Raw genomic sequence first — 18,229 nt, 5'->3', positions numbered from 1 at the left:
CGTGAAAATCACTGGTATCAAAACGTTCGTTTGCAACGCGAATATGCGGAACTGGATATTCGTACGGGTCGAGACGGATCAGCCCGGGTTGTATGGCTGGGGCGAGGCAACGCTGGAGTGGCACACACGCTCTGTCGTCGGTGCGGTTGAGGACATGGCCGATTTGCTGATCGGCGAAGACCCGCTGCGGATTGAACATTTGTGGCAGATGATGTTCCGTCAACACTTCTGGCACGGAAGCGGGATCGTTCGCTCAACAGCGATATCCGGCATAGATCTGGCGCTGTGGGATATTGCGGGCAAGCATTACAACACCCCTTGCCATCGGCTTTGGGGCGGAACCGTGCGCGACAATATCCGGCTATACTGCCACCTTGGTGGCGGTGACATGAAGCAATTCTATGAGACACCTGTGAGTAACGCAGCTCGGTTTGGCGAATTGGCAAAGGCGGCGGTCGAAGATGGTTATTCTGCTTTCAAGTCCATGGCCGTACCACCAACCAAGGTACTGGAAGGTGGCAAGGGCGTTGCCGCTGCCGTCCAGGCTGTTGAAGCAATGCGCGAAGCTGTCGGCCCCGACATCGATATCATGGTTGATTGTCACGCCCGACAATCCCCCACCATGGGGGGGCAATTCGCGCGGGCGCTGGACCCATACAGCTTGTATTTCTTTGAAGAGCCGTGTTGGCCTGAAAACATCGCAGGCCTTGCGGAAATCCGCAGCAGTGTGAACACCCCGATTGCGACGGGGGAACGGCTTACCCATATCGGGCAGTTCAACGCTCTGTTTGCGGCTGGTGCCTGCGATGTGGTTCAGCCCGATATTACTCATATCGGCGGCCTGTCCGTAGCGCGCAAGATCGCTGCATTGGCCGAGGTGCACCGCATCGCACTTGCTCCGCACAATCCGCAAGGCCCGATCAGCACAGCTGCATCGCTGGAGTTTGGCTTTTCACAACCGGACTATGTGATTTGCGAAACAGTTAGCAAAGACGTGCCATGGCGTAACGACATCGCTACACAATCACACGATATAGACCCCAAGACGCGGACAGCTTTACCGGGCGAAAAGCCGGGGTTGGGTATTGAACTAAATCTCGATGAAATCTCCAAACACCCGTTCCGGCAGGAGGCCCCGCAGCGGGTGTTCTATGATGACGGCTCTGTGGGCGATTGGTAGAATGGAGCAGACATGACAAAAGACGGCATAGATCCACTAACCCAGAATGAATTCGCGGGCAGTGTTGGGATCGCTCGAGCTGATATCACCCCACCTGAAGGCATGTATGCCCGGACATGGGGCAGTTCCACCCATGATATCGCCGAAGGGGTGCACAGGCCGCTTTATGCGACCTGTCTGGCATTGCAAGCGGAAGGGGCGTCGCGCCCCGTTTTCCTGTTGTCACTTGATTTGATGTCCTTCATGTCGAAAGCAGATGAAGATGGGTTGCGCCAACCGCTGATCGCGGAATTCGGCTTTGCTGCGGATGAATTTCTGATGACGCTGGCCCATACCCACGGCGCGCCCTTCACCGACCTCTGTCACGCAGATTCCCCCGGTGGCGAACTTATTCAACCCTTCCGTGACAAGGTCGGCGCGGCCTGCAAACAGGTGATTGCCGAGGCGCGGGCCAATCTGGAACCGGCGGTGCTGACATGGACGAACGGCGTTTGCCGTCTGGCCTATAATCGTGAACTGCCGCTGACAGGAAGCGATATGCTTATTTGCGGTCTGAACCCGGCCGGTAATGCGGACGACACCTTGTTGGTGGGGCGGGTTAACGGCAAGGACGGAACACCGATCGCGACCATTGTAAACTATGCCTGCCACCCGACTTCCGTGGGTGGGGCCAACAAGTTGATCTCGTCTGATTATGTTGGCGCATTACGGGAAACCGTCGAGAAAACTGTAGGGGGTGGGATATGCCTGTTCCTGAACGGCGCGTCGGGCGAACTGACACCGCGCCGAAGCTTTGAAGATGATGTGGAAGCGGCGGACCAGAACGGCCGCGAAGTGGCTTATGCCGTGTTGCAAGCCCTGGAAAGCATGTCGCCAAGCGGACATATGCTGTCTTTTTCGCACAAGGAGGATTCTGGCGCGGATTTGGCACGCTGGGGGTATGAACCGAACCCTCCGTGTACTGCATTTGCCAGTCTGTGCGATTGGGTTGCACTGGACATGGTGCCGCAAAAAACGATGGACGAAATCAAGGCAGAACTGGCCAGCACTCCCAAGGGTTTCATGAAGGAGCGGCTGGAACGCAAACTGGCGAAGCGCGAGAAGATCGGTGACGGGCCAACATTCGACATGCCATTATATGTCTGGCGTCTCGGGCCTTCGATCGTTGTGGGAGCACCTATCGAACTTTACAGCGCATTCCAGATCAAATTACGGGCGCGGTTCCCGGAGCTCAGCATCGTGGTCATGAACCTTTGCAATGGCGGTTTGAGTTATCTGCCGTCGCAGGAGGCTTATGAAACAGATGTCTATCCGGTCAGAGTGGCAATGTTCGCAGCGGGCGGTTTGGAAAAGACCCTGGACAAGGCGACAGAGATGATCACCAGCCTGATCTGACGCCCTGAAGCTCTGACGCCTTGGCATCCACAGGGCAGGAGCAAACTGGGTGTCTTTCCCTCCCGATCCCCGTAAAGGAACGCGCAAGGCTTCAGGCTGATTGGCCGGCGACAAAATCGACAGGCAGAACAATGTCCTCGGCAGTGAACGCGCCGGTTTCGATCTTGGTCAACAATTCCTGTCCGGCCCGGCGCCCCAATTCGTATGCGTCTGAACGGATGGTGACGAGACTTGGGTTGGCGAATGCCGACACATCGAAACTGTTGAACCCGGTAACGCGGATATCCTCTGGCACCTGCAAGCCGCGCTGGCGCAGATACTCCATTGCGGCCATGGCCATGCGGTCATTCCCACCGACGATAGCCGCAGGCATGACGTCTGCCTCGATTGCTGCAGCCACTGCATTTTGGGTCGAGACAAGAGATTCGTCACCGCAGCGTACGACCCGCAGGCGTGCGCCGACAGCACCGCAGACGGATTGAAGACCATTATATCTGTGTCTGATGGCCGGCCAATCCTCACCGGGCGTCAGGAACATCATATCGCGGACACCGCGTTCGACCAGATACCGTGCGATCTGACAGGCGCCGTCGTAATCATCCTGGCGCACGCAGCAGACGCCGGGATTACTCACGGCTTCCTGGATGAGAACTACCGGAACATTCAGGCTGAGAAGGCGCTCGGTCACGGCCTGGCGCGCTGCATCACTGCCCGATAGAATCGCGCAGACGCCATCCGTCTGCAGGCGGGCCAGAAGCGGGGCCTCCAGCAGCGTGTCGGAGCGCACACCCTGAAGTACCACGCTGTAGTGCTTTTCCGAGGCAATGTTGGACAAGCCGGCGACTACCTGGGTCGTAAAGGGGTCGTTCAGGAACTGTGGCACATCATCGAGAATGAACATGCCCAGAGCGTGTGTATGTTGCGACCGCAACTGCAAGGCTGCTGCCTGTGGACGGTAGCGATGACGATCTATCACCGTTTGAACGCGTTCGCGTGTCTTCTCGCTGACTTCACTGTCGCGGTGGTTGAGCACATTCGAGACCGTCATCGGGGTTACACCGGCTTCCAGAGCGATCTCTTTCAGCGTAGCGCTGCGCTTTTGCTTGGTTCCCGTCCAACTGGGCTTTATCATTGTGCTTCTCTGACCATGGAAATTTCGCGCATCTGAATATTGCCAGCATATAGCCCGAAATGATGGGTATCGTCCATTCGTGAACCGCCCGAGGGTTTTCGCAGGCTAAATGACCGCGTCTAGAGCCCTTCTTAATTATACGGAATCATTCGGGATTGGGCGCGCCTTTGAGCTCATTGGGAATGCTCAGCCATTCGCCTTCAAATTCTTGGCTTGCTTGTGTTTTCCCTGCTCTGCGATACCAGTAGGAGGCGTTAGACTTATCGCCTTCGATCAGATGAACCAAACCATGTACCCAGTCTAAGTCCGGACTTCCCTCGTTGGATTGGCAAAGATCATGGCATGAATTCCAGTTTGGACCCGTTTTGAAATTGTCTTCCTTCAAACGTTCAACGGCGTCTAAAAGTTGTGCTTTTACCTGGCTCATGATTCTGCTCCCGACCTGTCGAAACTTGCGGTCAGCTTCAGCGATAGGCAGGTCGTTGATGCTTGCGAAACGGTCTTGCATCAGCCCGTTTCCGGCAAACTCACAGTTTTCATTCCCGTATGACCGAAACCAGTTGTGGGTGTCATCAAGCCATTCATAGGCGTAGCGGACTGCGATGCGGTTGTCGGTAAAGGCCCAGAGTTCTTTGATCAGGCGATAATCGATCTCGCGAAGCCATTTTGTATCGAGCGTGTTGGCCGTGGCGACTTTGGCTGCATCGCGGGTGTTCCAGCCATCTTCCGCGAGGCGCACCTTTTGGATCGCGGATTCACGTGTGAGGGGCGGCAGCGGTGAGAGGGTTTCCATGGGAAGATGTCCTTTTGGGGTGCTAAATCATGTCGGATCGTCAGGCCTCGGAGGCGGCCACAGCTGCAGTGCGGGCCGCTGCAGCGATCCCGTTTGCGATATCCGGATTTGCAACGGCCCGTGATAGCGTCAACCCACCGATCAGGGTGCTTATCATCGCCCAGGCCCGGGCATTGCGCGCATCCTCTGAGCCGCCATCCAAACCATCGGCAATCAGCCCCACAATTCTGTTCATCTTCGTTTCATACGCCGTGTGCATATCGAGATCTGCCCGTGCGACTTCAGGTGACAGTGTTGTCATTGCGCAGCCGCAGGCAAGGTCATTACGATGCGCCTCACCCAGATAATAATTGGCAAAGGCAGCAACCCAATCAGATCCAAACTCTGTCTGAAATCCCGGAATGCTCTCAATCACCTCGTCCATCCCAGCCGCCAGCACTGCGTCAAACGCACCATCTTTCGATCCGAAATGAGCGTAGAATGCGCCTGAGGTAACACCGGCGGCCTTTGCAATGCCGTCTACTCCGGTACCCGCATAGCCACTACTTCTGAAGCTTTTGCTAGCAGCGTCCAGAATGCGCGCGCGGGTTTGTTCTTTCTTAGTGGGTGACTGGGTCATCAGCTGTCCTTTCGAATTTTTATAGCGATCGCTATTTTTTACTTGACGATATAGGGATCGTTATATATCGATCGTTATATACAAAAATCTATTGCGAAGCAACCGATCAAACCGGGCGCTCTCGTCACAAAGGATAGCCAGATGAAGCACCAGACAAAGTCGCAGGTCGAGACGGGGATCAGCCGACCCAAAATCATTGCGGCCTTCTATACCCGTGTGTTGGACGCAAGCGTCTCCTAGACCGCCAGCCGTGGCCTTACCCTCCATTACACTTAACCTAAGACAAGATTGGAAATATCCGTGCCCCTCATTCAAGTAGACGCCCCACGGGGTGATCTGGATAAAACGCAACAAGACGCACTGATGTCGCAGCTCTCGAATGCCGTCCTCAAGGCCGAAGGTGCCCCACTAGAAAGTGCAGGCGCGCAGTCTTTGGTCTGGGCGCATTTTAATGAAAAGCCTCAAGGCACATTTTATGTCGGCGGCGCAGCGCAACAGAAACCTCCGTTTCGCATCGCCGTGACAACGCCCCAAGGTGCCCTGAACGATGAGACTCGAAAGTGCCTGGTCGCCGACATCGGTCGTATCATCGATGATATCGTCGGGCCCCATGATGGCAGGCTCAACCACTGGGCCATGCTTTATGAGGTCACCGACGGTGGCTGGGCTGGGGCGGGACAGGTCTTGCGTCTTGGTGACATCCAAAACGCGATGGATATCAACGCCGCCTGATCCACAAAGCGACTGCAATTGGAACAATCCGTTGGCCCTCAAATGCGGGCCAGCGCTGGGGTGCGTGCATCCTAAAAAAACACTTACGTCCCAACCCAACCTACTCAAAGGAAAATAACATGATCCGACTTTCACTCGTCGCACTGGCTCTCGCGTCCAGTATCTCCCTTTCAGGCACCACAAGCGCTTCCGCCGCTTCCGGTAGCTGTTCACCTATCGGTGGCGTCGCAATCCCAAATTTTTTCGCAGAAGGTGAAGGCAACCCCATCATCATCTCCGCCACATTGACGGGCAGCGTGCAAAACGCCGCAGGCAAAATCACCGCTCAGCGCGAAACAGCTACGGGCCTCGAGATGGATATGGAGCATTATTTTGGCCGCAGCGATGGCGGTGCGTTCCAGACCAAAGACCTAGGCATTTTAACAGCTGTGCCGGGCAAACCCGGTCGTTTCATGATCGAGATCACTTATGACATCCAAGAGGGCAGTGCACGCGGCACCATGATAGGCGCCAACGGGTCTTTCAACAGCTATGGCCTCGTTGATTTGCGCGACACTAACAACATGCAAGGGCTAGTCCGCTACAGCGGCGAAGTCTGCCAATAAACGCCAGCTGACATCTTCCGCCGATACGCCCGCGATATGGCGTGTCGGCCCCTTCGCAAGGATAATTCGAATGACCGACCAGACCAGCTTTCCCACACGCATCCTGTACACGATGCTCCGCGTGGGCAATCTCGATCGCTCTATCGCCTTTTACGCAGACGCTTTGGGCATGCGCGAGATGCGGCGCGAGACATTCGCCGATGCCCGCTTCACCCTGGTGTTCATGGGATATGGCAACAATCCGTTGGCCCCCGCGGTGGAATTGACGTGGAACTGGGACGAAACCAGCTATCAGCACGGCACTGGCTATGGTCATATCGCGCTTGAAGTGCAGGATATCTACGCGGCCTGCGCGCGTCTGACGAACATGGGCGTTAAGGTGACGAGGCCCGCTGGCCCTATGAAATTCGCGCCCTTTGAGACCAATGAAAAAGAAGTCATCGCGTTTCTCGAGGATCCCGATGGATACACCATCGAGTTGATCGCAGCGGCTGGATAGCACGCGAAAACATGCGGCGTGATGCATTATAAAAGGCGCAATTGATGACCCAACAAGACGCCCCATCCCTCCAAAAAAATAGAGGTGGCTGCCTTTGCGGGGCCGTGTCCTTCGAGGTCGCCAACGCGTTCGAGAAACTGTTTCTGTGCAGCTGTAATCAGTGTCGCCAGATCACCGGATCGGCTTTCGCATCAAACTTGTTCGTGGGCATCGAAGGGTTCGACTGGCTTGGGGGTGCTGGCAATATTGTCAATTACCAAGTGTCTGGGCGCGACATCTCCAAGTCATTCTGCCGGGTCTGCGGGTCCGGCGTGCCTTGGGTAAGTGGCGACGGAACAAAGATGATCGTTCCGGCTGGATCTCTGAGCGAACCGGTGAATGTTATAGAGCGGGTCAGGATATTTGCCTCAGAGCAACCTGCTTGGGCGTCGGATCTGGAGCATGTCACCATACACGCGGAATTCCCAGGGCCACTGGTATCAAAGGTTATGGGCGCAAAGCCCCTGCCGACGGAGAACAGCACAATAATCAGACCGGAGAAATCATGATGACCTGTAACGTCACCTACAAAATTGACCCTGCCAAAATCACGAACTTCGAGGTCTATGCAAAAGCATGGATTCCTCTTGTAGACCGGTTTTGGAGGCACACATCATGGATAGTTCCTCCCACAAGAAGGGCCGTATGACCTGGCCTTTGCGGCATTTTCATTCCCGTCTCTGGCCGCTTATGAGGTCTATCGGACCTGAAGCGCAGCCGATTCAGACCGTAATGCGGCATATGATTTTGCCTTCAGTACCAAGTGCATCCTGCGGTACGACAGACATTTCCTGCGACCTTTTCTGGACGGTGATATGTCAGGTGTTCTTGATCAGCAGGCTTGGCGCGACTTCTACAGGCCACGGAGCAAGCTGTAGTATCTGCATCAATTGCAATCGAACTCACAAATCAAAGCGTCAATGTTTCAGACTTGGAATCGCTCAACGAACAGACATTGGAAACAATGTAAAAAAGGAACTGTGGGTTCTCTACTGCCGTTGAGCCAGCATTTACGCATGACCATTCTGCGACGCAGCAAAGGCGCACGCTAAAAGCAAAAAAAACGTCGCCACGAACAGTGGGGCCGCTTCGATAAACCGACCTACGCAAATTTGACAACACAGGAATGGAGATACCAACATGTTGAACACAATAACCCGCTCTCAAAGGCGTTTCATCACTGCGATAATATCGGTTGTGCTGCTAAGCGCTGCCACAGTTTCCAACGCCGAAACCGCAGAGGCCAAAATTGCACGCGCCATCACCGCAGCCCCATCGGATATCACGAACGAGGCCACGATTATGGACGTCGATGGAGCCATTTTACGCGCTGGAACAAACGGGTGGGTTTGTTTGCCGGGTGTCGGGCTCATTCCGGGTGATCAGCACCCGATGTGCAATGACATCGTTTGGATGAAATGGATGGCGGCCGCCGCTTCGGGTTCCGCTTTCACAACCGATGTTATTGGCGTTGCCTACATGCTGGCCGGTGATCCGATGATGAACAACGACAACCCGATGGCGACCGACCCGAACGATGGCGGCGTGTGGAGGCAGGAGGGGCCGCATGTCATGATGCTTTTTCCTGACATGGCCGTTCTTGCAGACCTTCCGCGAAACCCCTTTGTTGGTGGTCCCTATATTACGTGGAGTGAAACCCCGCTTGCTCACGTCACGCTGCCGATGGAAGCGAAAGAGCCACCAAAGTAGTTCTTTGGGGTCACATTCCGCTTCGTTTTCGACTAAGATTTCTCAGCGTAAATGGCGGGGCAACACAAGACAGCGAGGGCCGGACCATATGCACTAATTCAATCGAAATCAGGAAAAGGAGAATTAAGTGCGATTAGACAAAGCGATCAGAATCATCAAGGGGCGCTTACGTCAGACACACAATGTAGAACGTTGCTGCAGTTCATTATAATTTTCGGCTACGACAAAAAATTTCCGACAATCGACCCCTGGTTCAATATTATGTAGGGCAACACTGCTATATTTTCGAAAATGACAATTGGAATAGCCAAAAGCATCAAAATTCCGATGGAGCCCTCAATCATATAGATCAACGCAGGAGACATAATACATTTATGTAGAGAGGCGGTCTCAATTTTGAAGTGCAACAGACATCCATTTACTCGAAATGCTGAGTGCCACGCGATATGTGACCCCCGGACCAGGGGCGATCGGCAGAAGATCCGGGACTTCTTCGACGCTGAGCAACGCGGGAGTGTACGCCGCTCGGTGCGAATGCACGCTGACATTATGCTGCCTCTGACTAAGCGGCCATTGGTGCATTTGCAGTGAAATATCACACTTTATGCGCCGGAACCGGCCTTTGGTGGGCCCGCGGCGAATTGGTGCTTTCCGTCCGCGTAGTGTGTATTAATGGCTTCTGATTTGCTGCATACTGCTTGAATGACAGTTCTCGCTGTGGAATCGACCTCACCTCGCTCTTGCAGCGAACTTCCGCTTCCAGCCCATTTTGCCGTCGACCAAGACCGATGTTTTGGTCACTTTGCCCCGCATTACGGTCATTCGAACATTGCTTGGGTGTGGGTTCGAAGCGTCGGAGTCAGACCACCAGTTTATGAAATTAAGTCGTTTGGTTCAGCAAAATTGCCAGCATTGGAAATTTGGATGCTCAGCACCTGCCATTAAGTTCAATTGACCATCTACAGAAATATGTTTTTCTATAGGGTAGATTTTAGGGTCGCATACCATGTTCTTCATAAGATTTTTGTAATTCAATTGCTTACAAAGATAAATGGCGGAGAGACAGGGATTCGAACCCTGGGTACGCTCGCGCGCACAACGGTTTTCGAGACCGCCCCGTTCGACCACTCCGGCATCTCTCCGCGAGTTGTTTGACATCTAGCCCGAAAGGGCCAATTCATTGTGGTCGTCAAAGCGGGCGGACCATACACAGGGCATAGTGTGCAGACAAGGGGGGTAATCCCCTGTAAATTGCGTTTTTGCAGAGGCTTTGATGCATCACATCTTGACAAAAGTGCCGGTTTCCCATCTATAGCAGCGCGAAGGGTGGCTTTTGGCCGCCTTTTGTTGTTGTACGATGAGATATCGGCTCACAAGAAGCTGTCCTCACATTTAAAGTACACATTTAAACCTGCATCTTTTTATCAAAGGGTGCTGACTGAAAAAAGTTGGCTGACTCTGGCATGTCTCAATTCTGAGATCCAAGAGTACAGTTAAGCGGAGCATGGAGAAAAAATATGTTCGCAGTCATCAAAACAGGCGGAAAGCAATATCGCGTTGCCGCCGATGATGAGATTACGATTGAGCGTTTGGCCGGTGAAGCTGGTGAAACGATCGAATTCAAAGAAGTTCTGATGGTTGGTGGTGCAGATGCGCCGCTGATTGGCGCGCCAACAGTTGATGGTGCCAGTGTTGTAGCCGAGATCGTGCGTCAGGCACGTGGCGACAAGATCATCATCTTCAAGAAACGTCGCCGCCAGAACTCACGTCGTCGTAACGGGCACCGTCAGGATCTGACGATTGTGCGCGTGACAGATATTCTGACAGACGGAAAGTCTGCACCGAAGAAAGCCAAGAAGGCTGCTCCGAAGGAAGAAGAAGCGCCGAAGGCTGAAGAGCCCAAAGCTGCTCCAAAAGCAGAAAAAGCAGCAGATGCTGCGCCTGCAGTTTTGTTCACAGCCCCTGAAGGTGAGCCGGATGATCTGAAAAAGATTTCCGGTGTAGGCCCGGTGCTTGAAAAGAAACTGCATGGTTTGGGTATTACCAAATACGCGCAGGTTGCAGCTTTCAGTGAAGACGATGTGACTCGGGTTGATGATGCATTGTCGTTTAAAGGTCGCATCGGTCGTGAAGACTGGATCGGTCAGGCCAAGGTGCTTGCCGAAGGCTGAAACGGCTGATAGAAGAAATTTGAATTTGAATATCTTGTGGGCTTGATTTCCGGATTCTGGAAACCCCGCAGTTAAGAAATTAGGACGAATAGCATGGCACATAAAAAAGCAGGCGGTTCTTCACGCAATGGTCGCGATTCAGCAGGCCGTCGTCTTGGTGTGAAAAAATTTGGCGGCGAGGCTGTGATTCCAGGCAACATTATTCTGCGTCAGCGGGGCACTAAGTGGCATCCGGGCACAGGCGTTGGCATGGGCAAAGATCACACTATTTTTGCGAAAGACATGGGTAACGTTCAGTTCCAAGCCAAAGCAAATGGCCGAACCTACGTATCCGTACTTCCCATGATGGAAGCAGCAGAGTAACCGGCAACTCTTTAAAACCGCCGGTGTCTCATGGACCCGGTGGAATTCAAAATTCCGAATTTTCAAAGGGGAGATGGGGTAACCATCTCCCCTTTTCTTTTACTTCGGGATTCAAGGTCATGACGGATGAGAACGACGGTGAAGATTTACAAAGCGGCGATATAGATCGCCAGGTGCAGGACTGTCTGGAAGCGGTGGCAGATACCTGCCTGCGTCCATGCTGCACGCCGGTTAGTTTTAAACGGCTTTTGCTGCGGGCGCCCAACGCGTCGGACACATTGCAGATTGCCGAGCTTGCAAATAATCCAAATGTGGCAACCCAGACCTCAAATATGCCGCATCCTTACAGCAGTGCTGATGCTGTGGACTGGATAGCGGCTGCCAATGAAAGTCATGAAACCCGCTGCGCCTATGTCATCGTTCTGAAATCTGACTCAGATAGCAGTGGACAGGATGAAAGCAAAGATCAGGTCATTGGTGCCTGCAGCTATGGCAAGCCTTCCGCCGGGTATGAGGGATTTGAGATCGGTTACTGGCTGGGCGAAGCCCATTGGGGCCAGGGCCATGCGGCCGAAGCCTGTCATGCTTTGATCGACCATATTTTTGGCCGAACTCTGGCCTGTTCAGTCTGGGCAACTTGCCGGGTGACCAATGCGCGCGGCAGGCGGGTCATTGAAAAATGCGGGTTCCAATTCCGTGAAAACGCCATGGTGCATTCTGTGGCGCTGGGGGGCATGCAACCGGTGGAACGTTATGTGCTTGACCGACGAAGCTGGGAAAGCCTGAAAGCGTGGGGAAGAGACGATGTTTAGAAAACAGTTGGAAGATGTTACGCCGCCTGATCTGGAAGCGGGACATGTGGATATTGTGACAGATCGCCTGCGTCTTTCTCCGGTCGGGCCGGAACACCGTGATGCGGTGGTGGCTGCCCTGTCGGACGAGGACGTTGCGCGAAATCTGGCACAGGTTCCCTTTCCCTATACAGCGGACCATTTTGACGCTTTTCTTGAAGAGTTTTCAAAAAACAGTGTGTGCGGTGAGATGTGTCTTGCAATCAGTGACTGGAAAACAGGTGTTTTTCTGGGCCTGATCGGGCTGCGCAGCGGCCATCCACATCCGGAAATCGGCTATTGGCTGGCGAAAGCCTATTGGAGCAAAGGCATTATGAAGGAAGCCGCTGCGGCGCTGCTTGACCATGTGTTTGCCATCAGTGATGAGCCGGTTATCTACTCCGGTCATTTTGTCGATAATCTACGTTCTGGTAAGGTGCTCAGCTTTCTGGGGTTCAGGGAAACCGGCAATAGCAGGGTTCACAGTCTTGCCAGAGGTGAGGATGTGGATCATAGAGACATGGAACTGACGCGTGAGGCCTATTTTGGCATCGGCACAGAAGCTGATGGCGGACGCAAACGGGCTCGGACGCGTGGCAATTCCTATGCGATGGATTACTAGGGTCTGGACTCAATTGAGTTCAGACCCTGGGAAAATTATTCCCGAAAGAGTATGAGACCATGAAATTTCTTGATCAGGCCCGTGTTTTTATTCGCTCCGGCAATGGCGGTGCGGGTGCCGTTTCATTTCGGCGCGAGAAGTACATTCAGTTTGGCGGTCCCGATGGCGGCGATGGCGGTAAGGGCGGCGATGTCTGGGTGGAATGCGTCAATGGTCTGAATACGCTTATTGACTATCGCTACCAGCAGCATTTCAGGGCCAAGACGGGCGTGCACGGCATGGGTAAAAACCGCACTGGTGCGCATGGTGCCGATGTGGTGATGAAGGTGCCGGTTGGCACTCAGGTGCTGGAAGAGGATAATGAAACGCTGATTGCGGATCTGACCGAAATTGGCCAGCGGGTGCTGATCGCCAAGGGCGGCAATGGCGGGTTTGGCAATGCGCGTTTCAAATCATCGACCAATCAATCGCCGCGCCGGGCAAACCCGGGCGAAGACGGTGTTGAAAAATCTGTTTGGCTGCGGCTGAAGCTGATTGCCGATGCTGGTCTGGTGGGCCTTCCGAATGCAGGCAAGTCCAGTTTTCTGGCCAGTGTTACTGCGGCAAAGCCAAAAATTGCGGATTATCCTTTTACCACCATTCACCCCAATCTGGGTGTTGTGCGGCAGGATGCACGGGAATGTGTGCTTGCGGATATTCCGGGCCTGATTGAGGGTGCCCATGAAGGCGCTGGTATTGGTGTGCGGTTTTTGGGCCATGTAGAGCGCTGCCGTGTGTTGTTGCATCTGGTCGATGGCACCAGCGAGAATGTGGTTCTGGACTACAAGACCGTCTGTGCTGAACTGGCGGCGTATGGCGGTGGTCTGGCCGAAAAGACAACTTATGTGGTGCTCAATAAAATTGATGCCATGAGCGATGAAGATATCCAGCAACGAACTGCAGAGCTGAGCGAAGCCAGCGGTAGTGATGTGATGTTGATGTCCGGTGCAACAGGCGAGGGTGTTGAGAATGTGCTGCGTGCTGTGTTCGCGATGATTGAACAAGACCGTGCAGCAGAGCAAGCCGTTGACGAGCCGGAGGCTGACTGGAGCCCGGTCGCGTAAACGCGGCCTGGTGTGACTTGATATGAACGCTGGCAAACTTTCCTCTTTCAAACGCATTGTTGTCAAAGTTGGCTCCGCTTTGCTGGTGGATGCTGCCATTGGTCAAGTCAGGGCTGATTGGCTGGCTTCGCTGGCGGATGATCTGGCACAATTGAAGAAGGCGGGGGTCGAAGTGCTGGTCGTGTCGTCTGGCGCCATTGCTCTTGGGCGCCAATTGCTGAAGCTGCCCTCAGGCCCGCTGAAGCTGGAAGAAAGTCAGGCGGCGGCGGCTGTTGGTCAAATTGAGCTGGGGCCTGCCTGGAACCGGGTGCTGGCGGCACATGGTTATCAGACCGGACAGATTTTGCTGACCTTGAGTGATACAGAAGAGCGGCGGCGCTATTTGAATGCGCGCTCCACACTGGACACGCTGCTGCGGCTTGGGGCCATCCCTATCATCAATGAAAATGATACGGTTGCCACATCGGAAATTCGCTATGGCGATAATGACCGGCTGGCGGCGCGGGTCGCCTCTATGGCCAGTGCGGATTGTCTGGTTCTGTTGTCGGATATTGACGGGCTGTACACTGCGCCGCCAGGACAGGATTCATCCGCCGAGCATATTCCGGTTGTTCACACCATTACGCCGGCCATTGAGGCCATGGCTGGCAGTGCCGGATCGGAATTGTCGCGCGGCGGCATGAAAACCAAAATCGAGGCCGGTAAAATTGCAACCCATGCCGGGGCGCAGATGGTGATTGCGTCTGGCAAAACCTTGCATCCGCTTGCATCGATTGACCGGGCGGATACACGCAAAACATGGTTTTCTGCGGCAACCAATCCAACGGCAGCCCGCAAAAGCTGGATTGCCGGAAGTCTGGAACCCAAGGGTTCCATCACCGTTGATGGTGGTGCCGTGGCAGCGCTTCAGCGTGGTAAAAGCCTGCTGCCTGCGGGCGTTACAGCCGTATCAGGACAGTTTCAGCGCGGAGACTGTGTCTGGATTACAGCACCCGATGGCGTGCATCTGGCGCGTGGGCTGATTACCTATGACAGTGATGACGCCGGGCGGTTGATTGGCTGCCACAGCAAAGACATAGAGGCGCGACTGGGCTATGCTGGTCGGGACACAATGATCCACCGGGACAATATGGCAATGGTCGTGGCGGGGACGGATAAGCGCATGCCGGATGCGCAATCCGTTGATAGTTAGGGAAAACGGACATGAATACGCAGGTTAAAACTGCCGATCTGGCAGGTGCGGACATTCAGGATACGAAAGCCATGATGGATGCGCTGGGGGCTGCGGCGAAAGCGGCAGCGTCTGTTCTGGCGATCGCGCCGCGCGCGCAAAAGGATAAAGCGCTGCTAGAAGCTTCCAAAGCACTGCGCGCTGCCACGCCGGACATTCTGGTGGCCAATGCCAGGGATGTTGCTGCCATGGTGGAGAAGGGGGCTGCCGCTTCCTTCATCGACCGGCTGACGCTTGATGAGGATCGTGTGGACGCGATTGCATCCGGGCTGGAAGCCATTGCCGATCTGCCGGACCCTGTTGGCACCGTGATTGCAGATTGGGAACGGCCAAACGGGTTGAAAATTTCGCGGGTACGCACCCCATTGGGCGTCATCGGGGTCATTTTTGAAAGCCGTCCTAATGTGACGGCAGATGCGGGTGCGCTGTGCTTCAAATCCGGCAATGCTGCTATTCTGCGCGGTGGTTCTGACAGTTATCTGTCCTCTGGTGCCATTCACGCTTGTCTTGTGAAGGGCCTGAAAGCTGCAGGACTGCCCGAAACATCCATACAGTTGGTGCCAACAATCGATCGCGCCGCCGTCGGAGCTATGCTGTCGGGTCTTGATGGTGCAATCAACGTGATTGTACCGCGTGGCGGCAAGAGCCTTGTGGCGCGGGTGGAAGAAGAGGCCCGTGTGCCCGTGTTCGCGCATCTAGAGGGCATTTGCCATATGATTATCGATAAATCGGCTGATGTGGACATGGCACGCAAGCTGGTGGTGAACGCAAAAATGCGCCGCACCGGTATTTGTGGTGCGCTTGAAACGCTGCTTGTGGACCGGGCTGTGGTCGATACACATTTGTTGCCAATTCTGGATGATCTGAAAGCTGCCGGCTGTGCTGTGCGCGGCGATGAGACGGTTTGCAGGCTGGTTGACTGGGCAGATCCGGCCAGCGAAGAAGACTGGCGCACCGAATATCTGGATTCCATATTGGCGGTGCGTGTGGTTGATGATCTGGATGCGGCTTTGAGCCATATCAAGACTTACTCCTCCAATCATACCGAGGCGATTATTGCCGAGGATGAGGCAGCCGTTGAGCGCTTTTTCAATGAGGTCGACAGTGCGATTTTGCTGCACAATGCCTCCACGCAATATGCCGATGGCGGCGAGTTTGGCATGGGCGGGGAGATTGGCATTGCCACAGGAAAGATGCATGCCCGCGGCCCTGTTGGTCTGGAGCAGCTGACGAGTTTCAATTACCGCGTGCGTGGCACCGGCCAGGCGCGTCCGTAAGGCCGGTTGCAGTTTGCGCGACTGGACCAAAATCCCGCCAGCTCTACCCATGCAGCGTATTGGCATTCTGGGCGGCACCTTCAATCCAGCGCATTATGGCCATCGCCATATTTCGCTGATGGCGCTACAGCGGCTGCGCCTGCAAAAAGTGTGGTGGATGGTGACGCCGGGCAATCCGATGAAAGCCAATGATGGACTGCCGCCATTGGATGCGCGTGCAGCCTATGCCGAGCAATTGGCCGATCATCCGGCCATCACGGTTTCCGGTCTTGAAGCCGGCATTCAAACCCGCTTTACTTATGACACGCTGAGGGTGCTGACACAGCGTTTTCCAGCCACACGATTTGTCTGGCTTATGGGTGCTGATAATCTGGCACAATTCCATCGCTGGCAGGGCTGGAAAGAGATTGCGCAACTGATGCCGATTGCGGTCATTGACCGGCCGGGCTCATCTCTGGCCACGCGATCTTCGGTGGCCGCACAGGCGTTGGCGCAATTTCGGGTGAAGGAGGGGGACGCCGGGGTTCTGTCGTCCATGAAGGCACCTGCCTGGACATTTTTACATGGACCACGATCTGATTTGTCCTCCACTGCGATCCGGGCAGGGCAACAATAGCTTTCTTGATGGTGTTCCATCAACTTCCCCCGGTTGGCTCACTTGACCGGACCACGCACTGCGCATTAGTTCACGCAAAATTTGGAGGGTGTTATGGCACGATTGAATTGGGGTCTTATCGGTGGCGGTGCGGGCAGTCAGATTGGCCCGGCGCATCGCCTTGGCGCAGGTCTGGACGGGTTCTTTAATTTGAGCGCAGGCGCGTTTGATATCGACCCGGACAAAAGCCGGGATTTTGGTGCTACACTGGATGTTGATGCCAGCCGTGCTTATGGCACATGGCAGGATATGCTGGCGGCAGAAAGCGCACGCTCGTCTGAGGAAGGCCGCTTGGATCTGGTCACAGTGGCGACGCCCAATTCGACACATTTTGAAATCACCAAAGCGTTTTTGGAAGCCGGATTTCACGTCTTGTGTGAAAAACCCATGACCATGACCGTTGAAGAAGCGGAACAGGTGGTTGCGGCGGCTAACGCCAGTGGAAAAATCTGCGCAGTGAATTACGGCTATTCGGGCTATCCGATGGTGCGCCATATGCGGGCCATGGTTGCGCGCGGCGACATCGGCAAAGTGCGGATGGTAAAGGCTGAATTTGCCCATGGCTTCCATGCGGATGCTGCGGATGCGGATAATCCCCGTGTGCGCTGGCGCTATGATCCTGCGCAGATTGGCGTTTCTGCACAATTTGCCGATTGCGGCATTCATGCCATGCACTTGGCGAGTTTTGTAACCGGTCAGGAAGTTGAAAAACTGTCCGCTGATTTTGTCAGCACGATTGCCAGTCGTCAGCTTGAAGATGATGCAATGGTCAATTTCCGGATGGATGGCGGTGCCGCTGGCCGTCTTTGGACCAGCTCGATTGCTGTTGGGCGGATGCACGGTTTGACCTTGCAGGTGTTTGGCGAAACAGGCGGTCTGCGCTGGGCACAGGAGCAGCCAAATCAGGTCTATTACACGCCAATCAGCGAACCTGTGACACGGGTTCTGGAACGGGGTGGACCTGGCCTTTCGCCTGAAGCTGATCGGGCGTCCCGGGTGACAATCGGTCACGCGGAAGGGATGCCTTTGGCGTTTGCGAATATTTATTCAGATCTGGCGGAAGTCATTCGCGCTGACAAGGAAGGCCGGGCCGCAGACCCTGCAGCGACGCATTTTCCAAGCGCTGTTGATGGATTGCGCTCCATGGCCGCAGTCTTTGCATCTGTGAAATCCGCGAAGGCCGATGGGGTCTGGGTTGATGCCCGTCCGCCCTCATTGAAGGGCTGAATCGCAAAGCGTCGCTTATTGATCCGAATCAAGGAATGCACCTCCC

Annotated in this window: 18 protein-coding genes, 1 tRNA gene and 2 pseudogenes; 17 read left to right on the top strand and 4 right to left on the bottom strand. The window is 54.7% G+C overall.

What is annotated here, in order from left to right:
• Position 1: 1 nt before the first annotated feature.
• A complete protein-coding gene (gene dgoD / locus RAL91_RS23350) occupies positions 2–1,180 on the top strand; it encodes a galactonate dehydratase (RefSeq protein ID WP_306258626.1) in 1,179 nt (392 codons plus the stop codon).
• Positions 1,181–1,192: 12 nt separating this feature from the next.
• Positions 1,193–2,575 carry a neutral/alkaline non-lysosomal ceramidase N-terminal domain-containing protein gene (locus RAL91_RS23345; protein ID WP_306258625.1) on the top strand — a complete coding sequence of 461 codons (1,383 nt, stop codon included), beginning with the start codon at positions 1,193–1,195 and terminating at the stop codon, positions 2,573–2,575.
• 91 nt (positions 2,576–2,666) lie between these two features.
• Here RAL91_RS23345 and RAL91_RS23340 read toward each other — a convergent pair whose 3' ends face one another.
• The 3 genes and pseudogenes from RAL91_RS23340 to RAL91_RS23330 form a co-directional block, all read right to left on the bottom strand.
• Positions 2,667–3,707, bottom strand: coding sequence for a LacI family DNA-binding transcriptional regulator (locus RAL91_RS23340; protein WP_306258624.1), 1,041 nt, complete (start codon positions 3,705–3,707; stop codon positions 2,667–2,669).
• Positions 3,708–4,155: 448 nt separating this feature from the next.
• Positions 4,156–4,500: pseudogene (locus RAL91_RS23335) on the bottom strand (DUF1348 family protein); the annotation flags it as partial.
• Between the two features lie 40 nt (positions 4,501–4,540).
• Complete coding sequence (locus tag RAL91_RS23330) at positions 4,541–5,119, bottom strand: TetR/AcrR family transcriptional regulator (RefSeq protein ID WP_306258623.1); 579 nt, start codon at positions 5,117–5,119, stop codon at positions 4,541–4,543.
• A 300-nt stretch (positions 5,120–5,419) separates the two neighbouring features.
• Here RAL91_RS23330 and RAL91_RS23325 point away from each other — a divergent pair, with 300 nt between their 5' ends.
• The 6 genes and pseudogenes from RAL91_RS23325 to RAL91_RS23305 all read left to right on the top strand — a co-directional run bounded on the left by RAL91_RS23325 (position 5,420) and on the right by RAL91_RS23305 (position 8,704).
• Complete coding sequence (locus RAL91_RS23325; RefSeq protein ID WP_306258622.1) at positions 5,420–5,851, top strand: hypothetical protein; 432 nt, start codon at positions 5,420–5,422, stop codon at positions 5,849–5,851.
• Positions 5,852–5,970: 119 nt separating this feature from the next.
• Positions 5,971–6,456 (top strand): hypothetical protein, encoded by a 486-nt coding sequence (locus tag RAL91_RS23320; RefSeq protein WP_306258621.1) that lies wholly within the window; start codon positions 5,971–5,973, stop codon positions 6,454–6,456.
• 70 nt (positions 6,457–6,526) lie between these two features.
• Complete coding sequence (gloA, locus tag RAL91_RS23315; RefSeq protein ID WP_306258620.1) at positions 6,527–6,955, top strand: lactoylglutathione lyase; 429 nt, start codon at positions 6,527–6,529, stop codon at positions 6,953–6,955.
• 44 nt (positions 6,956–6,999) lie between these two features.
• Positions 7,000–7,503, top strand: coding sequence for a GFA family protein (locus RAL91_RS25170; protein WP_371932456.1), 504 nt, complete (start codon positions 7,000–7,002; stop codon positions 7,501–7,503).
• Positions 7,500–7,800: pseudogene (locus tag RAL91_RS23310) on the top strand (NIPSNAP family protein); the annotation flags it as partial. The gene RAL91_RS25170 and the pseudogene RAL91_RS23310, both read left to right, overlap by 4 nt.
• A 334-nt stretch (positions 7,801–8,134) precedes the next feature.
• Entirely contained in the window at positions 8,135–8,704 is a 570-nt protein-coding gene (locus tag RAL91_RS23305) for a hypothetical protein (protein ID WP_306258619.1), read from the top strand.
• Between the two features lie 1,052 nt (positions 8,705–9,756).
• On the opposite strand, the gene RAL91_RS23300 is transcribed toward RAL91_RS23305, so the two are convergent.
• Positions 9,757–9,846, bottom strand: a tRNA-Ser gene (locus tag RAL91_RS23300).
• A gap of 375 nt (positions 9,847–10,221) precedes the next feature.
• On the opposite strand from RAL91_RS23300, the gene RAL91_RS23295 reads away from it, so the two are divergent.
• From RAL91_RS23295 to RAL91_RS23255, 9 genes are all read left to right on the top strand, one after another.
• On the top strand, positions 10,222–10,875 hold the full coding sequence (locus RAL91_RS23295) for a 50S ribosomal protein L21 (protein ID WP_306258618.1): 654 nt from the start codon (positions 10,222–10,224) through the stop codon (positions 10,873–10,875).
• 93 nt (positions 10,876–10,968) lie between these two features.
• Positions 10,969–11,238 carry a 50S ribosomal protein L27 gene (gene rpmA, locus RAL91_RS23290; RefSeq protein ID WP_306258617.1) on the top strand — a complete coding sequence of 90 codons (270 nt, stop codon included), beginning with the start codon at positions 10,969–10,971 and terminating at the stop codon, positions 11,236–11,238.
• Positions 11,239–11,357: 119 nt separating this feature from the next.
• Positions 11,358–12,050, top strand: coding sequence for a GNAT family N-acetyltransferase (locus RAL91_RS23285; RefSeq protein WP_306258616.1), 693 nt, complete (start codon positions 11,358–11,360; stop codon positions 12,048–12,050).
• Positions 12,043–12,690 (top strand): GNAT family N-acetyltransferase, encoded by a 648-nt coding sequence (locus RAL91_RS23280; RefSeq protein ID WP_306258615.1) that lies wholly within the window; start codon positions 12,043–12,045, stop codon positions 12,688–12,690. The genes RAL91_RS23285 and RAL91_RS23280 overlap by 8 nt, the downstream gene beginning before the upstream one ends.
• 59 nt (positions 12,691–12,749) lie before the next feature.
• Positions 12,750–13,793 carry a GTPase ObgE gene (gene obgE, locus RAL91_RS23275; protein ID WP_306258614.1) on the top strand — a complete coding sequence of 348 codons (1,044 nt, stop codon included), beginning with the start codon at positions 12,750–12,752 and terminating at the stop codon, positions 13,791–13,793.
• A 22-nt stretch (positions 13,794–13,815) separates the two neighbouring features.
• The gene (proB, locus tag RAL91_RS23270; RefSeq protein WP_306258613.1) at positions 13,816–14,985 is read left to right on the top strand and encodes a glutamate 5-kinase; all 1,170 of its coding nucleotides are present in this window, start codon (positions 13,816–13,818) and stop codon (positions 14,983–14,985) included.
• An 11-nt stretch (positions 14,986–14,996) separates the two neighbouring features.
• The gene (locus tag RAL91_RS23265; protein ID WP_306258612.1) at positions 14,997–16,301 is read left to right on the top strand and encodes a glutamate-5-semialdehyde dehydrogenase; all 1,305 of its coding nucleotides are present in this window, start codon (positions 14,997–14,999) and stop codon (positions 16,299–16,301) included.
• Positions 16,302–16,350: 49 nt separating this feature from the next.
• The gene (locus RAL91_RS23260) at positions 16,351–16,917 is read left to right on the top strand and encodes a nicotinate-nucleotide adenylyltransferase (protein ID WP_306263089.1); all 567 of its coding nucleotides are present in this window, start codon (positions 16,351–16,353) and stop codon (positions 16,915–16,917) included.
• A gap of 93 nt (positions 16,918–17,010) precedes the next feature.
• Entirely contained in the window at positions 17,011–18,183 is a 1,173-nt protein-coding gene (locus tag RAL91_RS23255; RefSeq protein WP_306258611.1) for a Gfo/Idh/MocA family protein, read from the top strand.
• The last annotated feature ends 46 nt before the right edge of the window (positions 18,184–18,229 follow it).

The organism is Pararhizobium sp. IMCC21322, from assembly GCF_030758295.1.
In the GTDB taxonomy this organism is placed as follows: Bacteria; Pseudomonadota; Alphaproteobacteria; order Rhizobiales.
This window is presented reverse-complemented; position numbering and strand designations above follow the sequence as displayed.

Bases quoted from the DNA above. Each gene is read 5' to 3' on its own strand.
- RAL91_RS23345 (WP_306258625.1), top strand. From the start codon at position 1,193: ATGACAAAAGACGGCATAGATCCACTAACCCAGAATGAATTCGCGGGC.
- RAL91_RS23340 (WP_306258624.1), bottom strand. From the start codon at position 3,707: ATGATAAAGCCCAGTTGGACGGGAACCAAGCAAAAGCGCAGCGCTACG.
- RAL91_RS23330 (WP_306258623.1), bottom strand. From the start codon at position 5,119: ATGACCCAGTCACCCACTAAGAAAGAACAAACCCGCGCGCGCATTCTG.
- RAL91_RS23320 (WP_306258621.1), top strand. From the start codon at position 5,971: ATGATCCGACTTTCACTCGTCGCACTGGCTCTCGCGTCCAGTATCTCC.
- gloA (WP_306258620.1), top strand. From the start codon at position 6,527: ATGACCGACCAGACCAGCTTTCCCACACGCATCCTGTACACGATGCTC.
- RAL91_RS25170 (WP_371932456.1), top strand. From the start codon at position 7,000: ATGACCCAACAAGACGCCCCATCCCTCCAAAAAAATAGAGGTGGCTGC.
- RAL91_RS23305 (WP_306258619.1), top strand. From the start codon at position 8,135: ATGTTGAACACAATAACCCGCTCTCAAAGGCGTTTCATCACTGCGATA.
- RAL91_RS23295 (WP_306258618.1), top strand. From the start codon at position 10,222: ATGTTCGCAGTCATCAAAACAGGCGGAAAGCAATATCGCGTTGCCGCC.
- rpmA (WP_306258617.1), top strand. From the start codon at position 10,969: ATGGCACATAAAAAAGCAGGCGGTTCTTCACGCAATGGTCGCGATTCA.
- RAL91_RS23285 (WP_306258616.1), top strand. From the start codon at position 11,358: ATGACGGATGAGAACGACGGTGAAGATTTACAAAGCGGCGATATAGAT.
- RAL91_RS23280 (WP_306258615.1), top strand. From the start codon at position 12,043: ATGTTTAGAAAACAGTTGGAAGATGTTACGCCGCCTGATCTGGAAGCG.
- obgE (WP_306258614.1), top strand. From the start codon at position 12,750: ATGAAATTTCTTGATCAGGCCCGTGTTTTTATTCGCTCCGGCAATGGC.
- proB (WP_306258613.1), top strand. From the start codon at position 13,816: ATGAACGCTGGCAAACTTTCCTCTTTCAAACGCATTGTTGTCAAAGTT.
- RAL91_RS23265 (WP_306258612.1), top strand. From the start codon at position 14,997: ATGAATACGCAGGTTAAAACTGCCGATCTGGCAGGTGCGGACATTCAG.
- RAL91_RS23260 (WP_306263089.1), top strand. From the start codon at position 16,351: ATGCAGCGTATTGGCATTCTGGGCGGCACCTTCAATCCAGCGCATTAT.
- RAL91_RS23255 (WP_306258611.1), top strand. From the start codon at position 17,011: ATGGCACGATTGAATTGGGGTCTTATCGGTGGCGGTGCGGGCAGTCAG.